Source organism: Cobetia sp. 1AS1 (genome assembly GCF_029846435.1).
In the GTDB taxonomy this organism is placed as follows: Bacteria; Pseudomonadota; Gammaproteobacteria; order Pseudomonadales; family Halomonadaceae; genus Cobetia; species Cobetia amphilecti.
In genome coordinates, this window is record NZ_JARWKU010000002.1 from 52,246 (window position 1) to 66,943 (window position 14,698).

Consider the following 14,698-nt stretch of genomic DNA (forward strand, 5'->3'; position numbering starts at 1 on the left):
GCTTCGGCAGAGGTGTCTGCTGCGACTGGCAGCAAGGAGGCGGCGGCCTCGGGCAAGAAACAGATGAACATGCTGCAGGCGATCAACAATGCGCTGGATATCGCCATGGCCGCCAATCCCCGTGTGGTGCTGTTCGGGGAGGACGTCGGGGTATTCGGTGGCGTCTTCCGGGCTACCAGCCACCTGCAGGACAAATACGGTCGAGAGCGCTGCTTCAATACGCCCCTCACCGAGCAGGGCATCATCGGGTTCGCCAATGGGCTGGCGGCGCAGGGCTCGACGCCGGTGGCCGAGATCCAGTTCGCCGACTACATCTTCCCCGCCTTTGACCAGATCGTGAACGAGGCGGCCAAGTTCCGCTATCGTTCCGGCGACCTGTTCGATGTCGGTGGCCTGACGATTCGCACGCCCTATGGTGGCGGCATCGCAGGCGGGCTCTATCACTCCCAGTCGCCCGAGGCCTATTTCGCGCATACACCGGGCCTCAAGATCGTGATGCCACGCAATCCCCACCAGGCCAAGGGGCTTCTGCTGGCGGCGATTCGCGACCCCAATCCGGTGCTGTTCATGGAGCCCAAGCGGCTCTATCGCGCCTCGGTGGGCGAGGTACCAGAAGCCGATTACGAACTGCCCCTGGGTGTGGCCGACGTCATTCGTGAAGGCCGCGATATCACGCTGCTCGGCTGGGGCGCTCAGATGGAAGTCATCGAGAAGGCCGCCGCGCTCGCCGAGCAGGATGGCATCGACTGCGAGATCATCGACCTGCGCAGCATTCTGCCCTGGGACATCGAGACGGTGTGTGACTCGGTGCTCAAGACCGGTCGTCTGGTGGTCAGTCATGAAGCGCCGCTGACGGGAGGTTTTGCCAGCGAGATTGCCGCCACTGTGCAGGAGCGTTGCTTTTTGTATCTAGAGGCGCCGATCCGACGCGTCACTGGCCTTGATACGCCGTTCCCGCTGGTGCTCGAGAAGGAGCATCTGCCGGATGAGCTCAAGATCTACGAGGCCATCAAGCAAAGCTTGAATTACTGATGACAGGGAGTGATGCGCGCCATGAATGATTTCATCCTGCCCGATATCGGCGAAGGCATCGTCGAGTGCGAGCTGGTCAAGTGGTTGATCAAGGAAGGCGACGTGATCGAGGAAGATCAGCCGGTGGCCGAGGTCATGACAGACAAGGCGTTGGTGGAAATCCCCGCGCCCCACGCCGGTACCGTGGTCAAGCTTTACTGTCAGGAAGGCGAGATTGCCCGTGTCCATGCGCCGCTGTTTGCGGTGGATGATGGCGTTCGCAGCGACAGTTATAGTGACAAGACCCGACACGGCGAGCGTGAGGATGACCCCGCCGGCGATGTCATGACGGTTGCAGCGCCTGCTCGCTCGACGGCACAGGCTAAGTCAGCCGCCAGCCAGGCGGCCAGCAGTCAGTCGGATGTCGCGCTGTCAGGTAGCAATGAGGCACCTGCCACACCGACAGCCGCGGCCCTTGAGCGACGTTCGCGTGATTTCATCCTGCCGGATATCGGTGAAGGCATCGTCGAATGTGAGGTGGTCACCTGGCACGTCGCGGAAGGCGACACGGTGGAAGAAGACCAGACGATCGTCGATGTGATGACCGACAAGGCACTGGTCGAGATCACCGCCTCGGAGCCCGGGCGTATCGTGCGCTTCCATTACGCCCAGGGCGAGAATGCCCGAGTGCATACGCCGCTGTATGCCTATGTGCCTGATGAGGAGGCAGAGGCTGAAAGCGCTGAGAGCAATGAGAGCACTGAGAGTGACGTCACCTCGCCTGAACGCAAGCAGGCTCAGCCAGAGTATCTGTCAGAGAACCGCCAGGAGGGCGACGGCAAGAGCGACAACAGGAGTGGGCAAGACGGGCGTCATGGGGAGAGCCGGCCTCGTATACCCGCGACCCCTGCCGTGCGCCGCCTATTGCGCGAACATCAGCTCGATATCCAGGCCATTGCTGGCTCGGGGCGTAACGGCCGGGTGCTGAAGGAAGATGTGCTGGCATATCTCAAGCAATCCGAGACGCGCGAGACTGACGTGACACCTGATGATGCTCACAAGGTCGGCGCGGCCGCCGAGACCGACAAGGCAGCTGCCGAAGCGTGTGCTGTGGCCAGTGACGTGGTCAGTGACGAGGTGCGATCGTCACGCCTTGAGGCAAAAGCGGTACCGCTCAAGGGTGTCGCGGCGGTAATGGCCAGGCGCATGGTGCAGGCCAGCACGCAGATCCCGCATTTCCATTACGGCGATGAGCTCGATATCACCGACCTGCTGGCGTTGCGGGCCCGCCTCAAGATACGCGCCGAGCAGCAGGGCATTCGCCTGACCCTGATGCCTTTCATCATGAAAGCCATGGCGCTGGCGGTCATCGAGGAGCCGATTCTCAATGCGCGCCTCAGCGAGGATGAGAGCGAGATACTCTATCAGGGCGCCTGCAACATCGGCATGGCGGTGGACAGTGCCAGCGGGCTGATGGTACCGAACGTGAAGGGAGTCGAACGCCTGAGTATTCTCGAGATCGCGCGTGAGGTCGGGCGGCTGACCGAAGCTGCGCGCAGCGGGCGCGTTGCCCCGGCGGACCTCAAGGGCGGCACCTTGTCGATCTCCAATATCGGGGCGCTGGGCGGCACCTACGCCGCGCCGATCATCAACCAGCCGGAGGTCGCCATCGTCGCGCTTGGGCGCACTCAGCGTCTGCCGCGCTTCGATGGCGAGGGCAATGTCTGTGCGCGTGACATCATGACCATCACCTGGGCGGGGGATCATCGCATCATCGATGGCGGGACCATCGCGCGCTTCAGCAATCTGTGGAAGCACTATCTCGAGCACCCTGACGAAATGCTGCTGTCGCTGTCATGAGGCGCTGTCTGATCCAGGGTCCGGCTAGAGAGCATCCTGCATGAGTGATGCGCGCGCCCACGAGCGCTTGCAACAGTTCTATATCCCGGAAGAGCAGTCGATCTATCTGCTCTCGCATCATGATGCCAAGAAGCTCAAGGACTGGGTGGCGCTGTGTATCGCCCAGCTCGAGGGGCTGGGCTACCGGGATATCCATCTGGTCGGCAAGGGCGCCTACGGTTTCGTGTTCGCGGGCTGGCGCCTGGGCGAAGACCGACGCACGCGTGAAGAACACGTCTTCAAGTTCACGCGGGTGACTTTGCCCCAGGCACTGCAGGACCGCCTGGAGGAAGAGGCCTACATGCTCGACCAGGTCGCCCACCCGCTGATTCCGCGTCTGGTCAGCTATCAGCGGGTACGGCGGCAGTCGATTCTGGTCATGCAGCGCGCGCCGGGTATCAATCTCGAGGAGTATTCACTCCGTCACGGGCGCATGTCGCCGCGTCTGGTGGTCAAGATCGCCAGTCAGCTGGCCGACATCCTCAAGTCGCTGCGCGGGGCATCGACGGGAGCGGGCACGCCACCGGTCGTGCATGGCGACATCAAGCCGTCGAATCTGGTCTTCGATGTCGAGCGGGAACAGGTGGCATTGATCGACTGGGGCAGTTCGGTGTTCGCTCAGCTCGATGAGCATCAGCAGTTCATCACCACCAACGTGATGCAGCTGATGTCGGATAACCTGCAACAGACCAATGCGCGTCTGGGCGATGTCTATTTCATCGGCGAGGAGCAGCTCAATGGTGCGCTGTCCTCGCCGCGCTTCGATGAGCAGGGCGTGGCCGCCACACTCTATGCGCTGGCCTCAGGTCAGTCGTGTCGCTTTGGCGTGCGTGCCATCCCGGCGGTGTCATTGGGGTTGCCCCGAGAATTCGCGCGTCTGCTCGATGGCATGCTGGCGGATGACCCGCAGCTGCGCATGCAGGCCGGCGACTACTTCCTGCGCGAGATGGGCAGGATCGCACGGCTGGTGATGCTGGAATTGCCTCTCGAGCCGCCACAGTCTCTGCTGCCGGTCTGGGTGAGGCCGGCAACGCGCGAGATCGACACGGTCGTCTATACCTCGCGCAAATCCTTCCTGCGTGAGGCCTTCGAGGCGGATGAGACCGGCGAACATGCTGGCAACGCGCTGGACGCCGTCAATGATGTCCAGCTGGATCGTTACTACAAGAACTTCATGCAAGGCATGGGCGGCACCGAAAAAGCCTTCCTGGCCGCGGTCAGTCGGCTGGGCAAATACCCGATCGTCGGCGGTCTGGCGATTCGCTGGGAGCCACAGGGCATCTTCGTGGATACTGCGCTGCACCTGCATGACCCTGCCTTGAAGGCCGCCTTCGTCGTCGCGATCAACAACATGGTCGCTCTGGCGCGTGCCATCTATCGCCAGGGCGTGTTCAAGGCGTGTCTGTTCAATGCCCGCGATACCCTGCATCTGGAGCGCGAAGACCCGGAGGCTGCCTTCGTCTTCGCGCCGACGGCAGACGGGGAGGCCAGACCTCGCTTGAGCTATGAGGTCAGCGCGGTGCCGGAGCTTGAGGATGACTCGCGTGTGCACTCGTACTTCGAGGACGGCCCGGACCCTGAGGAACTGCTGGTGCTGCCCGAGAAGATATTGAAGGCACTGGAGTCACTCAATGCCATCCACCACACCGGCATGCTGATCTTCGAAGCCCTGCCACACCACCTCAAGATTCACAGCTACTACCGCCTGCTGGACCCCTCGCGCGAGCAGGAATTCGCGCGTCTGCTGGCGGAGATTCTCGATGCCGTGCCGCTGATCTCCGGGTTGGGAATTTCCGGCTTCATGAAGATGCCCTACAAGAACACCAAGCATTTCGATCATATCGAGGCGCAACCAGAACGCTTCTATCCTCGGGACCCGCGTGCCTGGCCGCGTGGTCCGCATGCGGTGTGAAGGCAAAGAAAAACCCGCCTGAGTCAGGCTCAGGCGGGTATCTTCACTTAGATGTCTTCACTTAGGTGGCTTCACTCAAAGTCCAACGGACTGCTGACCCTGCTTTAGTGAGCTGTCAGTCCTTCATCTGACGCGGGCGCGTCATGGCCTGCGGGGACAGCAGTGCCTCCAGGCGCGCTTCGTCCAGCAGGCCTTCCTCACGTACCAGTTCCAGCACGCTGCGACCGCTGACCAGGGCTTCCTTGGCGATGCGGGTGGCGTTGTCATAGCCGATATACGGGTTGAGCGCGGTGATGAGGCCGATGGAATTGTTGACCAGCTCGGCGCAGCGATCACGATTCGCGGTGATGCCGATTACGCAGCGATTCTTGAGCATGGTCATGGCACGGCTCAGCTGGCGGATGGAGTCGAGCAGCTTGTAGGCGATCAGCGGCTCCATCACGTTGAGCTGCAGCTGGCCGGCTTCCGCCGCCATGGTCAGCGCGGTGTCGTTGCCGATGACATCGAAGGCGACCTGATTGACGGCTTCGGGAATCACCGGGTTGACCTTGCCCGGCATGATCGAGCTGCCCGGCTGCTGAGGCGGCAGGTTGATCTCGTTGAAGCCGGTGCGCGGGCCTGAGGACAGCAGGCGCAGGTCGTTGCAGATCTTGGACAGCTTGACCGCCAGGCGCTTGAGCATGCCGTGGAACAGCACGAAGGCGCCCATGTCGCTGGTCGCCTCGACCAGGTCCGACGCCGGACGGAAGTCGATGCCGGAACGACGCGCCAGAGCCTCGATCGCCAGTGCGCTGTAGCGCGGGTCGGCATTGATGCCGGTGCCGATCGCGGTCCCGCCCAGATTGACCTCCTTGAGCAACTCATTGAGGTTGGCGATGCGATCGACATCTTCTCGCAGGGTGTTGGCGAAGGCTCGGAATTCCTGGCCCAGCGTCATCGGCACCGCGTCCTGCAGCTGGGTGCGACCCATCTTGACCACGTCATCGAATTCCAGCGCCTTGGTGGCGAAGGCATTGGCCAGTTCGCTCAGCGCGTCCACCAGCATCGAGTGGCTGCGCAGCAGGCCGACACGGATGGCGGTCGGGTAGGCGTCGTTGGTGGACTGCGCCATGTTGACGTGATTGTTGGGATGCAGCTGCTGGTAATCGCCTTTCTCGTAGCCCAGAAATTCCAGGCCCAGATTGGCGATCACTTCGTTGGCATTCATGTTGGTCGATGTGCCGGCGCCGCCCTGGATCATGTCGACCACGAATTGATCATGGTGATCGCAATTCATCAGACGCGCACAGGCGTGCTGAATGGCATCGTGTTCGCGTGTCTTGAGATAGCCCAGCGCATGGTTGGCTTCGGCGGCGGCGGCCTTGACCAGTGCGAGCCCTTCGACGAGACGCGGGAAGTGCGACAATGGCACACCAGAGAGGTGGAAGTTGTTCAGCGCGCGCTGGGTCTGCACACCGTAGTAGGCGTCAGCCGGCACCGGCTCGCGCCCGAGGAGATCCTTTTCAAGTCGGAAGCCGTTGGCCAGTGCCTCACGCTCGGCATGGCTCAAGTCGGCCGGCGTGGAAGTGGCCGGGGTGGCATTGGCGGCGATGGGGGTTTCCGAGAGATGGTTCACTTGGGCGGAACTCCTGGCTGAAGTACACTGTGGCGCTTGAATGGCGGCTAGGTGGACAAGGGTAACCAGCGCAGCCCCTCGGCGGCCAATGCCATTCAACGCTGCCGTATACGTCAAGCGCATAAGACGAAGGTGGTGGTGCGCCGCGACGCACCATTCTCCATGACAAGACCCTGCATGACCGGCCAGGCAAGCCTCGCTCGGGCATGTTCGACATTTTGGGAGTTCGGGTGAACCTGGAAACTAAGTGGTTGGAAGATTTCGTTGCGCTGTCCAATACCCGCAGCTTCTCCACCTCGGCTCGCCTGCGACACGTTACCCAGCCTGCGTTCAGCCGCCGCATCCGTGCGCTTGAACAGGCCGTGGGCACTACGCTGGTCGACCGCTCGACGACCCCGGTCAGTCTGACGCCGGAGGGCCAGTTGTTCCTGGTCACCGCGCGCAACCTGACAGAGCAGCTGTCAGAGTGTCTCGCCCACCTGCGCGGGCTGGGCATGGCCAACGAAACCCTGGATATCGCGGCCGCGCATTCGCTGGCGCTGGCCTTCTTCCCCAAGTGGATCTCGCGTCTCCAGCAGGGCCTGGGGGAGTTGCCGACACGCCTGTCCGCGATGAATGTCGGCGACGCCATTCACTCGCTGCGTGAAGGCAACTGCGACTTGATGCTCGCCTATTACGACCCTTACGCCAGCATGCAGCTGGACGCCGAGGCCTTCCCGTCCTTCTCGGTCGCCAAGGTCAACATGCTGCCGGTGTGCGTGCCGCTTGAGAATGGCGAGCCACGCTTCCCGCTGACCGGGCAGAGCGAGACCAGCCAGGATGCGATTCCCTTGCTGTCCTATACCCAAGGGGCATTTCTGGGCCGCAGCGTGAAGATGCTGCTGAAGAATGATCCGCTGCGCCTGCGCCTGCGCACCGTCTATGAAATGGCGATGGCCGAGGGCCTCAAGGGCATGGCTCTGCAGGGCGTCGGCATGGCGTGGATTCCGGATTTCTGCATTCGTGATGAGCTGGAAAGCGGCAAGTTGGTGCGGGCGGGCAACGAGGCGTGGGATATCCCGCTGGAGATTCGTCTCTATCGTTGCTCCCTTGTCCACAAGCCCGGCATCGACAAGCTATGGAAACAGCTGATGAACCTGCCGCGAGATTTCCTCGAAGCCTGAGCCTGAGTGTTGCAGGCAAAGACAAGGACAAAGGCGAAGGCGAAGACACAAGCAAAGCCAGGTGTCTTGTGACGAAAACGGCAGCCCCGCGGGGCTGCCGTTTTCGTTGTGCTGATGCAGGGAAGTGCGCGCGCGCCTGCGTAGGCCGTTCCGGGTAGTCAGAAACTGCTTTGGCCTGCATGCAGGCCGAGGAAATTCTGAATGATGAAGAAGTGGTCCTCGAAGAGGGTATCGGGCTCCAGATCCGCCAGCGCGACCCAACGTGCCTGCTCCTCGTTCTCGCCGCCGCCGCTTCTGAGCTTGGGAAGCTGCTGCTCCGGGCGCAGGGCGAAGTAGAAGGCCTCTGCCAGAGTGCGTCCGCGCCAGCTGCGATGTGGCGCGTCAAACAGACGCTGTCCGCGCAGAGAGCCACGCAGTACCGGTTCCGGCACCTTGAGGCGCACACGCTCCTTGAGTTCACGCAGACAGGCATCCAGCAGGCGCTCCTGGGGTTGCACGAAGCCGCCAGGCAGAGCGTAAAGCCCCTTGCCGGGTGCCGCGCGACGTGTGGTGAGCAGAACATGGCCGGACTGCACCACCACGGCGTTGACCGTGATGAACAGTGGTGGGTAGGGCGCATCGCTCCAGGCGGCGCGATATTGCTCCAGCAGGCGACGTTCCTCGACCAGCCCTTGCCACGCGGTCTCATCCAGGAAGCCATGCAGGTGCTGAGCCACCGGCGGTGGCAGCAGCTCCAGTCCCTCGTTGTCCAGCCAATCCTCGGCGCGGGCGCGCTCGGTGAAGATGACCTCACGAATACGGCTGGCCTCCATCCCCTCGCGCAGTGGCACCGCCACTGACTCCCATTGCGGGAAGAGGCTCAGGTAGTAGCTTGACTGGCTGTTGCTGTCACGACGATTGGCACCGATCAGCGCGATTCTCGGCATCCGGTTGGCCTGCGGACGCGCGATATCGCGTACCTTGCGCTGCACATCACGCACCCAGACATCGTCGTTGTAGAGCGCATCCAGCAACGGCACGATTTCCAGGCGCGCATTGTCGGCATCGTCAAAGCAGCTGCGGATCATGCGCGTGCGTTCAGAGAAGGTGAACGGGTTGCGCAGTGAACGTGCCTGCCAGGCAGAACCGACCAGCACGATGACCTGCCGCGCGAGGCGCAGGGCCTCTTCCATCACGGCAACATGGCCATGGTGCATGGGCTGGAAGCGACCGATGAAGACCAGGCAGTCGTACTGGGTGTCGGCGATCGCGGGAGAATCCTGAGTGCGAAGCGTTGCAGCGGGGGCAGAGGGCAACGTTGTCGTCGAAGGCATGATGAGCTCCGTGGCAGGCAGGATGGGGCGGCGTATGAGGCGCTTGCCCAGTGAGATTTTGCTAGCGTATCAGATTATGTGCATGCGCCGAACGGCTCGCCATTCACTCTCGTCTGGTAAGGGTTATTCAAAAGTTTATCCCGTTATCTTGCTGAAAGAGTTTCCATAACTCAGCAACTTCTCGGTATTCGGGGCGTAGGAAGGCCGTTGCGGTAAAGGAGAGACGCCAAAGAGGAGAAGAGGGAAGGAGGAAGGGGAAAGTGAACAAGCGCGAGTGCTCAAACCGAGACAACGCCCGCCAGCAATGACGCTGACGGGCGTTGTCTCGGTTTGATGGCAAGGCCGATGGCAGGCCCCAGGAGGGCCTGCCGGGCGCCGGATCAGGACGCCTTGGCGGTCAGCACGTCGGTGATCCACTCGACAACCTTGTCGCCCTGGGCATTGACGCAGACGTCGACCAGCGGCGTCTGGGACCACTGATTGCCGAGGAATTCGCGACCCTCAGGGGCGAACAGCGTCTGACCTTCGGCCAGGCCTTCGACTTCGACATTCAGGTGGCCGCGCTCGGTGGTGAACAGCTCCGGCTTCATCAGCCAGGCGAGGGCGCAGCTGTCGTGCGGGCAGCAACCATCGATGCCGCGCGCTTCCTGATAGAAGGCCTTGTAGAACTGATAGCTGCCGGACAGCACTTCGCCGAGTGCGCCTTGCGCGACACGGATGCGCTCGACATGGGCCGGAGACAGCACGCAGCGGTGCGTCGCATCGAGACCGACCATGGTCAGCGGCCAGCCGGCGGTCAGCACCTTGGCGGCGGCATGCGGGTCATTGAAGATGTTGGCCTCGGCGACCGGTGAGACGTTGCCGCCTTCACGGATGGAACCGCCCATGATGACGACCTGCTTGACCTTGCTGATGATGCTCGGGTCCAGCTGCAGTGCGGTGGCCAGATTGCCCAGCGGGCCGACGGCGACGAGGGTGATCTCGCCCGGACGCGCATTGACCTGCTCGACGATGAACTGCGGTGCGCTGATGGACAGCGCCTTGCCCTTGGGCTCCGGGATCTCCATGTTGCCCAGGCCATTGGCGCCGTGGATGTGCGCCGGCGCAGGGAACTTGTCCTTGACCAGCGGCTGGGCAGCACCCTGGGCGACCGGAATTTCCTGACCCGCCAGTTCGCCCAGCAGCAGGGCGTTGGAGGTGGCCGTCTCGATGGTGACGTTGCCGAAGGTGGTGGTCATGCCGAGGAATTCGATGTCCGGATGCGCCAGACAGATGGCAATCGCTTGGGCATCATCCACGCCCGGATCGGTATCAAAGATAATCGGTGTTTTCATGCTGACCTCGTGAAAGAAGTGACCTGCAATAGAGGGCGTTATTCCAACAGGGCGCCCATGAGATGACACGGGCACGGCACGGGCCACGTGGTGGTGCCCCGTGCAGGTAGTTCAGTTGTTCAAAGACTCAGTAGCCCAGAACGTCAGTTGCTCAGGACGTCGAGCGTCGGCCATTCGGCCAGGGCAGCGGCGACATCACTGGCCAGCGGAATGCTCGGCGCTGCACCTTCGCGGCTCACGCACAGGGCAGAGGCGGTGCTGGCACGACGCAGGCTTTCCTCGATGCTCTGGCCTTCGATCTGGCTTGCCAGGTAATAGCCGATGAAGGTGTCGCCCGCCGCGGTGGTATCCACGGCATTGACGCGGTGTGCCGGCAGCTGGATGCGCTGTTCCCCCAGCTGGTAGCAGACGCCTTCACTGCCCAGGGTCATGACCACTTCGGTGTCAGGCAGGCGTGTGTGCAGCGCGGCGAGCAGGGTGGCGACAGGCGCGCTCTCTTCCAGCTCGACCAGCTGTGCCGCTTCACCGCGATTGAGGAACAGCACCTGGCAGTGTTCCAGCGGCAGGCGCAGGACATCAGCACCCATCGGGGCGGGGTTGAAGGCGATCTTCATGCCCTTGGCATGTGCCAGCTCGATGACCTTGCCCAGTGCGTTGCACTCATTTTGCAGCAGCAGCCAATCTCCCTGCGTCACGCCGGAGAACAGCGTCGCAAGATGTTCATCGGTGAAACCGTGGTTGGCGCCCGGATGCAGAATGATGCTGTTCTCGGCGTGGTCGTCCACCTGGATGATGGCGTGGCCACTGGCGCTGGCGCTCAGCTCGACTTGCGAGGTGATGACACCGGCGCTTTCCAGCGGCTCAAGTGCCCAGCGATCACTGTTGCCAAGGCGGCCCCAGTGCGTGACGTCGCCTCCGGCGCGCGCAAGCGCGAGCGACTGGTTGGCACCCTTGCCACCCAGTACCTGACGGTAGGAGAGACTCGCCAGGGTTTCACCCGGTCGTACCAGGTGAGGTACCCGATAGACATGATCGATATTGATAGAACCGTAGTTGTAAAGCATGCAGCCTCCTTGGGGGCGAGCATCCTAGCAAAGCCTTGGCCGCCTGTCCCCAGTCGTATCACCAAGGTCTGACCTTCAGGTCATGTTTAAGCGTTGAAGCTATTAGCCTCTTGGAACGCAAGAGAAAGTGCATACTTCCTGTCATCTCGCTGGATTCAGGATAGTCGCCCATGTCGGAGTCGAAGCAACCCGCCGTCACGATCAAGAAGTGGGTCTGGCGAGCGCTCTTCACCAGTACCATGATTCCGTTGCTGTTGGTCGAGACCGCCCTGGTAGCGGTGTATTTCGTGTCCAATGACGAGATTCGTGATGCCAACCTCAATTACCTGCAATCCCAGTCGAGCAGTGAGCTCAATCTGGCGATGCTGCGGGAGGCCAAGTCACTCAGCCAGCAACTGGAGCATGTCCAGAACCTGTCGCGCGGGCTCGGTGCCCAGGCAGGCGAACTGGCCATGGGCGACACCGGTACCGGGGTAGCGGCGCGTGAGGTTGCCCGTCACGCAAGCCTGCCCAGCGGTGTCTGGGCCAGTCAGCAGACGGCTGACAATCAGGGCAGCGGCTTCTATCCCGCCTTGCCAGGTCTCGAGCAGGACATCCCCATGGCGCTGCGCATGACGGCGGTCGACCCGATCATGCGCAGTGTCGTGTCCTCGCACTCGGCCGTGGTGCAGTCCTTCGTCACGATGGCCGACTGCTATGTCCGCCTCTTCCCCTATGTCGATCTGGCCTCGCTGGTGCCAGCCGACCACGACTGTCGTGACTTCTCCTTCTTCTATCTGGCCGCACCAGAGGCAAATCCCTCGCGAAACACCATCTGGACCGACATCTACGAAGACCCGGCCGGCAATGGCTGGATGACGTCGGCCGTCAGTCCCTTCTATTCCGAGCAAGGCGAGTTTCTCGGCGTCGCCGGCGTCGACATGACCCTGGACGTGATCGTCAATCAGGTGCTCGCGATGGAGCTGCCCTGGCAAGGCTTCGCGATGCTGTTCGATGCCGAGGGGCGCTCACTCGCCGTCCCGCGCGCCGGTGAGCAGTTGCTGTCGCTGCTGCCGCTGGAGATTCCCGATGCCAATGACCTCCAGGAAGAGGATGTCATTCGGCCCGCCCAGCTGGAGCTGAAAGGTCATGACGTCTTCAAGAGACTCGCGCCCCGTATCCTGGAACAGCGGCGTGGCCTGGAGAGCGTCAATGTGGCGGGAGCGCCCTACAAGGTGGCGTGGGAGCGCTTGCCGGGCAATGGCTGGATCATGTTGAGCATGGTCGAGGAGAGCGCCGTCTTCTTTCGTACCGCCGAGATCGGGCGCAACTTCCAGCTGGTCGGCATGGCGCTGGTCGGTGGCCTGATCCTGTTCTATTTCACCTTCTTCATTCTCATGAGCTGGCGCACGCACCACATCAGCCGTCGTCTTTCGGTGCCGCTGGCCGAGCTGCGTGAGCGTCTGCATCGCATCGGCATGGGCGCGGAAGTCGAATCCGCGGGCGGCAGTGGCATCGTCGAGCTGGATGATGCCAACGCCACCGCCGAAGAGATGTACCAGCGCCTGCGCCAGACCCAGAAGGAATTGCAGTCCAGCGAGCGTCGCTTGCTGGATTCCCTCGAAGCCAGTGGCGATAGCCTGTGGGAAATGGACATTCCTGAGCGCATCGTCCAGATCCACCCCAATCTCTGGAAGATGCTCGGCGCTTCGGGCCACGAGCCGTTGGCGATGCGCGAAATGGACTTCGATCGCTTGATTCACCCGGAGGATCTCGAGCAGGTACATGCGCTCAGACACAAGATCATCACTACCTACGGCGAAAGCTGTGAGTGTCAGTACCGGATGCGTGCGCCGCAGGAAGAGGACCTTCAGCAGATCGAGGCGATGGGGATGAACGAGGTAGGCGTAGACGCCGGGACAGGCAAGGCTGGCGACAAGCTTCTGCAACAGCGGGGCTTGGCCGCTGACGGTGTGCTAGAGGGAGGCGCGCTAGAGGGCGACGAGAAGGAGGGTGAGGAAAGAGCGAGCGGCACCCGGTGGGTACTGTTGAGCTCACGCGGTCGTGTGGTGTCGTGGGACGCTGAAGGCAACGCCCTCAAGGCGGCGGGCATGCATATCCGCATCCGCTGACGCCAGGCCACTCATAAAAAGCCCCCGACTCGGCGCATATGCCGGTTCGGGGGCTTTTTTCGTGACGTACCGCTCACACCTGCCACTCGGCGTCAGTGGCTGTCATCGCGAGGTTGAGGCCGCGAGGCTGTGGCCGTGTCAGGCGTGTTCGCTCAGGAATGTCTCGATATTGGCCAGACTGAGATCGAGCATGTTCTGGCGCGCCTCCTGGCTGATCCAGGCATTGTGCGGCGTGACGATCAGGTTCAAAGGCGCACTCGCCGAATGGTGCTGGCTTTCCAGGGCCGAGAGCAGCGAGTGGCCTTCACGTGGCGGCTCCTCCGGCAGGCTATCCACCGCCAGGCCGCCGAGTTGTCCGGTGGCCAGTGCCTCCAGCGCTGCGTCCTCGTCGATGATGCCCCCGCGGGCGCAATTGACCAGCAATGCACCGGGCTTCATGGCGGCGAGCGCCTGCTCATCGATAAGATGCTGCGTCTCTGGGGTCAGCGGGCAGTGCAGGCTGATGGCGTCAGCCTGGGGCAGCAGGCTTTCCAGCGCGGGGCGCTCGGCAGTGGGGGCGGTGCCCGGACGAGCGGCAAAGGTCACGCGCATGCCGAACGCCTCGGCCAGCCTGCCCACCGCGGTGCCCAGCTCCCCCTTGCCGATGATGACCAGATGCTTGCCGGACAGCTGCACCACGGGGCGGCCCATCAGGCAGAAGGTCGCGCTGCGTTGCCACTCGCCCGCGGCGATGTCGGTCTGGTATTCCGGCAGGCGGCCTGCCAGTGCCAGCAGCAGCATCCAGGTGTGCTGCGCCACCGAATGAGTGCCATAGGCATTGACGTTCATGACCCGAATGCCGCGTGCTTCGGCGGCCGCCATGTCGATATTGTTGGTGCCGGTCGCCATCACCGCGATCAGCTTGAGGGTCGGCAGCTCATCCATGTGGTGCGCCTCGATGCGTACCTTGTTGACCAGCACGATGGAGGCACCGCTCAGTCGTGGCACCACTTCCACGGGCGCGGTCGCGTCATGACAGACCAATCCTTCCAGGCGGGCCTCGAGACGCGAGAAGTCCAGCCCGTCACCGACGGAGCCGGCATCGAGCATGACGGCCTGCGGTGCGCCGGTGGACGAGGCAGGTTCACACTGAGAGGAAGCGGGCGTGGAAGAATGAGAGGGAGACTGCGCAGTACGATCGTGATCGGACATAGGTGCCTCATGATGGCGTAGGAAGATAGATAGGAAGACAGAAAGGCTGGCCCGGAAATGACGAGTACGTAGCGTCTGGGCCGGT

10 protein-coding genes are annotated in these 14,698 nt (G+C 62.5%); 5 read left to right on the plus strand and 5 right to left on the minus strand.

Translation table 11 applies throughout. The features are described from left to right. Positions 1-63 precede the first annotated feature (63 nt). From QD280_RS04065 to QD280_RS04080, 3 genes are read left to right on the plus strand one after another with little or no spacing between them, the layout of a single operon-like run. Complete coding sequence (locus QD280_RS04065; protein WP_043333588.1) at positions 64-1,032, plus strand: alpha-ketoacid dehydrogenase subunit beta; 969 nt, start codon at positions 64-66, stop codon at positions 1,030-1,032. Between the two features lie 21 nt (positions 1,033-1,053). After that, positions 1,054-2,871, plus strand: coding sequence for a dihydrolipoyllysine-residue acetyltransferase (locus QD280_RS04075; protein ID WP_347881951.1), 1,818 nt, complete (start codon positions 1,054-1,056; stop codon positions 2,869-2,871). A 40-nt stretch (positions 2,872-2,911) separates the two neighbouring features. Then, positions 2,912-4,822, plus strand: a complete 1,911-nt coding sequence (locus QD280_RS04080) for a protein kinase (protein ID WP_279838417.1) — start codon at positions 2,912-2,914, stop codon at positions 4,820-4,822. Positions 4,823-4,937: 115 nt separating this feature from the next. Here the strand turns inward: QD280_RS04080 and QD280_RS04085 are convergent, their stop codons facing one another. Next, a complete protein-coding gene (locus tag QD280_RS04085) occupies positions 4,938-6,347 on the minus strand; it encodes an aspartate ammonia-lyase (RefSeq protein ID WP_279838793.1) in 1,410 nt (469 codons plus the stop codon). Positions 6,348-6,667: 320 nt separating this feature from the next. Between QD280_RS04085 and QD280_RS04090 the strand changes: the two genes are divergently transcribed. Next, positions 6,668-7,600, plus strand: a complete 933-nt coding sequence (locus tag QD280_RS04090; RefSeq protein WP_054556694.1) for a LysR substrate-binding domain-containing protein — start codon at positions 6,668-6,670, stop codon at positions 7,598-7,600. A 158-nt stretch (positions 7,601-7,758) separates the two neighbouring features. On the opposite strand, the gene QD280_RS04095 is transcribed toward QD280_RS04090, so the two are convergent. The 3 genes from QD280_RS04095 to QD280_RS04105 all read right to left on the minus strand — a co-directional run bounded on the left by QD280_RS04095 (position 7,759) and on the right by QD280_RS04105 (position 11,311). Beyond that, positions 7,759-8,913: a bifunctional nicotinamide-nucleotide adenylyltransferase/Nudix hydroxylase gene (locus QD280_RS04095; RefSeq protein ID WP_107334817.1), complete on the minus strand. Its 1,155-nt coding sequence runs from the start codon at positions 8,911-8,913 to the stop codon at positions 7,759-7,761. Between the two features lie 380 nt (positions 8,914-9,293). Then, on the minus strand, positions 9,294-10,247 hold the full coding sequence (locus tag QD280_RS04100; protein WP_131432025.1) for a nucleoside hydrolase: 954 nt from the start codon (positions 10,245-10,247) through the stop codon (positions 9,294-9,296). Positions 10,248-10,390: 143 nt separating this feature from the next. Further along, positions 10,391-11,311 carry a ribokinase gene (locus QD280_RS04105; protein WP_054556692.1) on the minus strand — a complete coding sequence of 307 codons (921 nt, stop codon included), beginning with the start codon at positions 11,309-11,311 and terminating at the stop codon, positions 10,391-10,393. Between the two features lie 170 nt (positions 11,312-11,481). On the opposite strand from QD280_RS04105, the gene QD280_RS04110 reads away from it, so the two are divergent. Beyond that, complete coding sequence (locus QD280_RS04110; protein WP_279838418.1) at positions 11,482-13,422, plus strand: hypothetical protein; 1,941 nt, start codon at positions 11,482-11,484, stop codon at positions 13,420-13,422. A 138-nt stretch (positions 13,423-13,560) separates the two neighbouring features. Here QD280_RS04110 and QD280_RS04115 read toward each other — a convergent pair whose 3' ends face one another. Next, the gene (locus tag QD280_RS04115; protein WP_347881952.1) at positions 13,561-14,613 is read right to left on the minus strand and encodes a D-2-hydroxyacid dehydrogenase; all 1,053 of its coding nucleotides are present in this window, start codon (positions 14,611-14,613) and stop codon (positions 13,561-13,563) included. Positions 14,614-14,698: the final 85 nt, after the last annotated feature.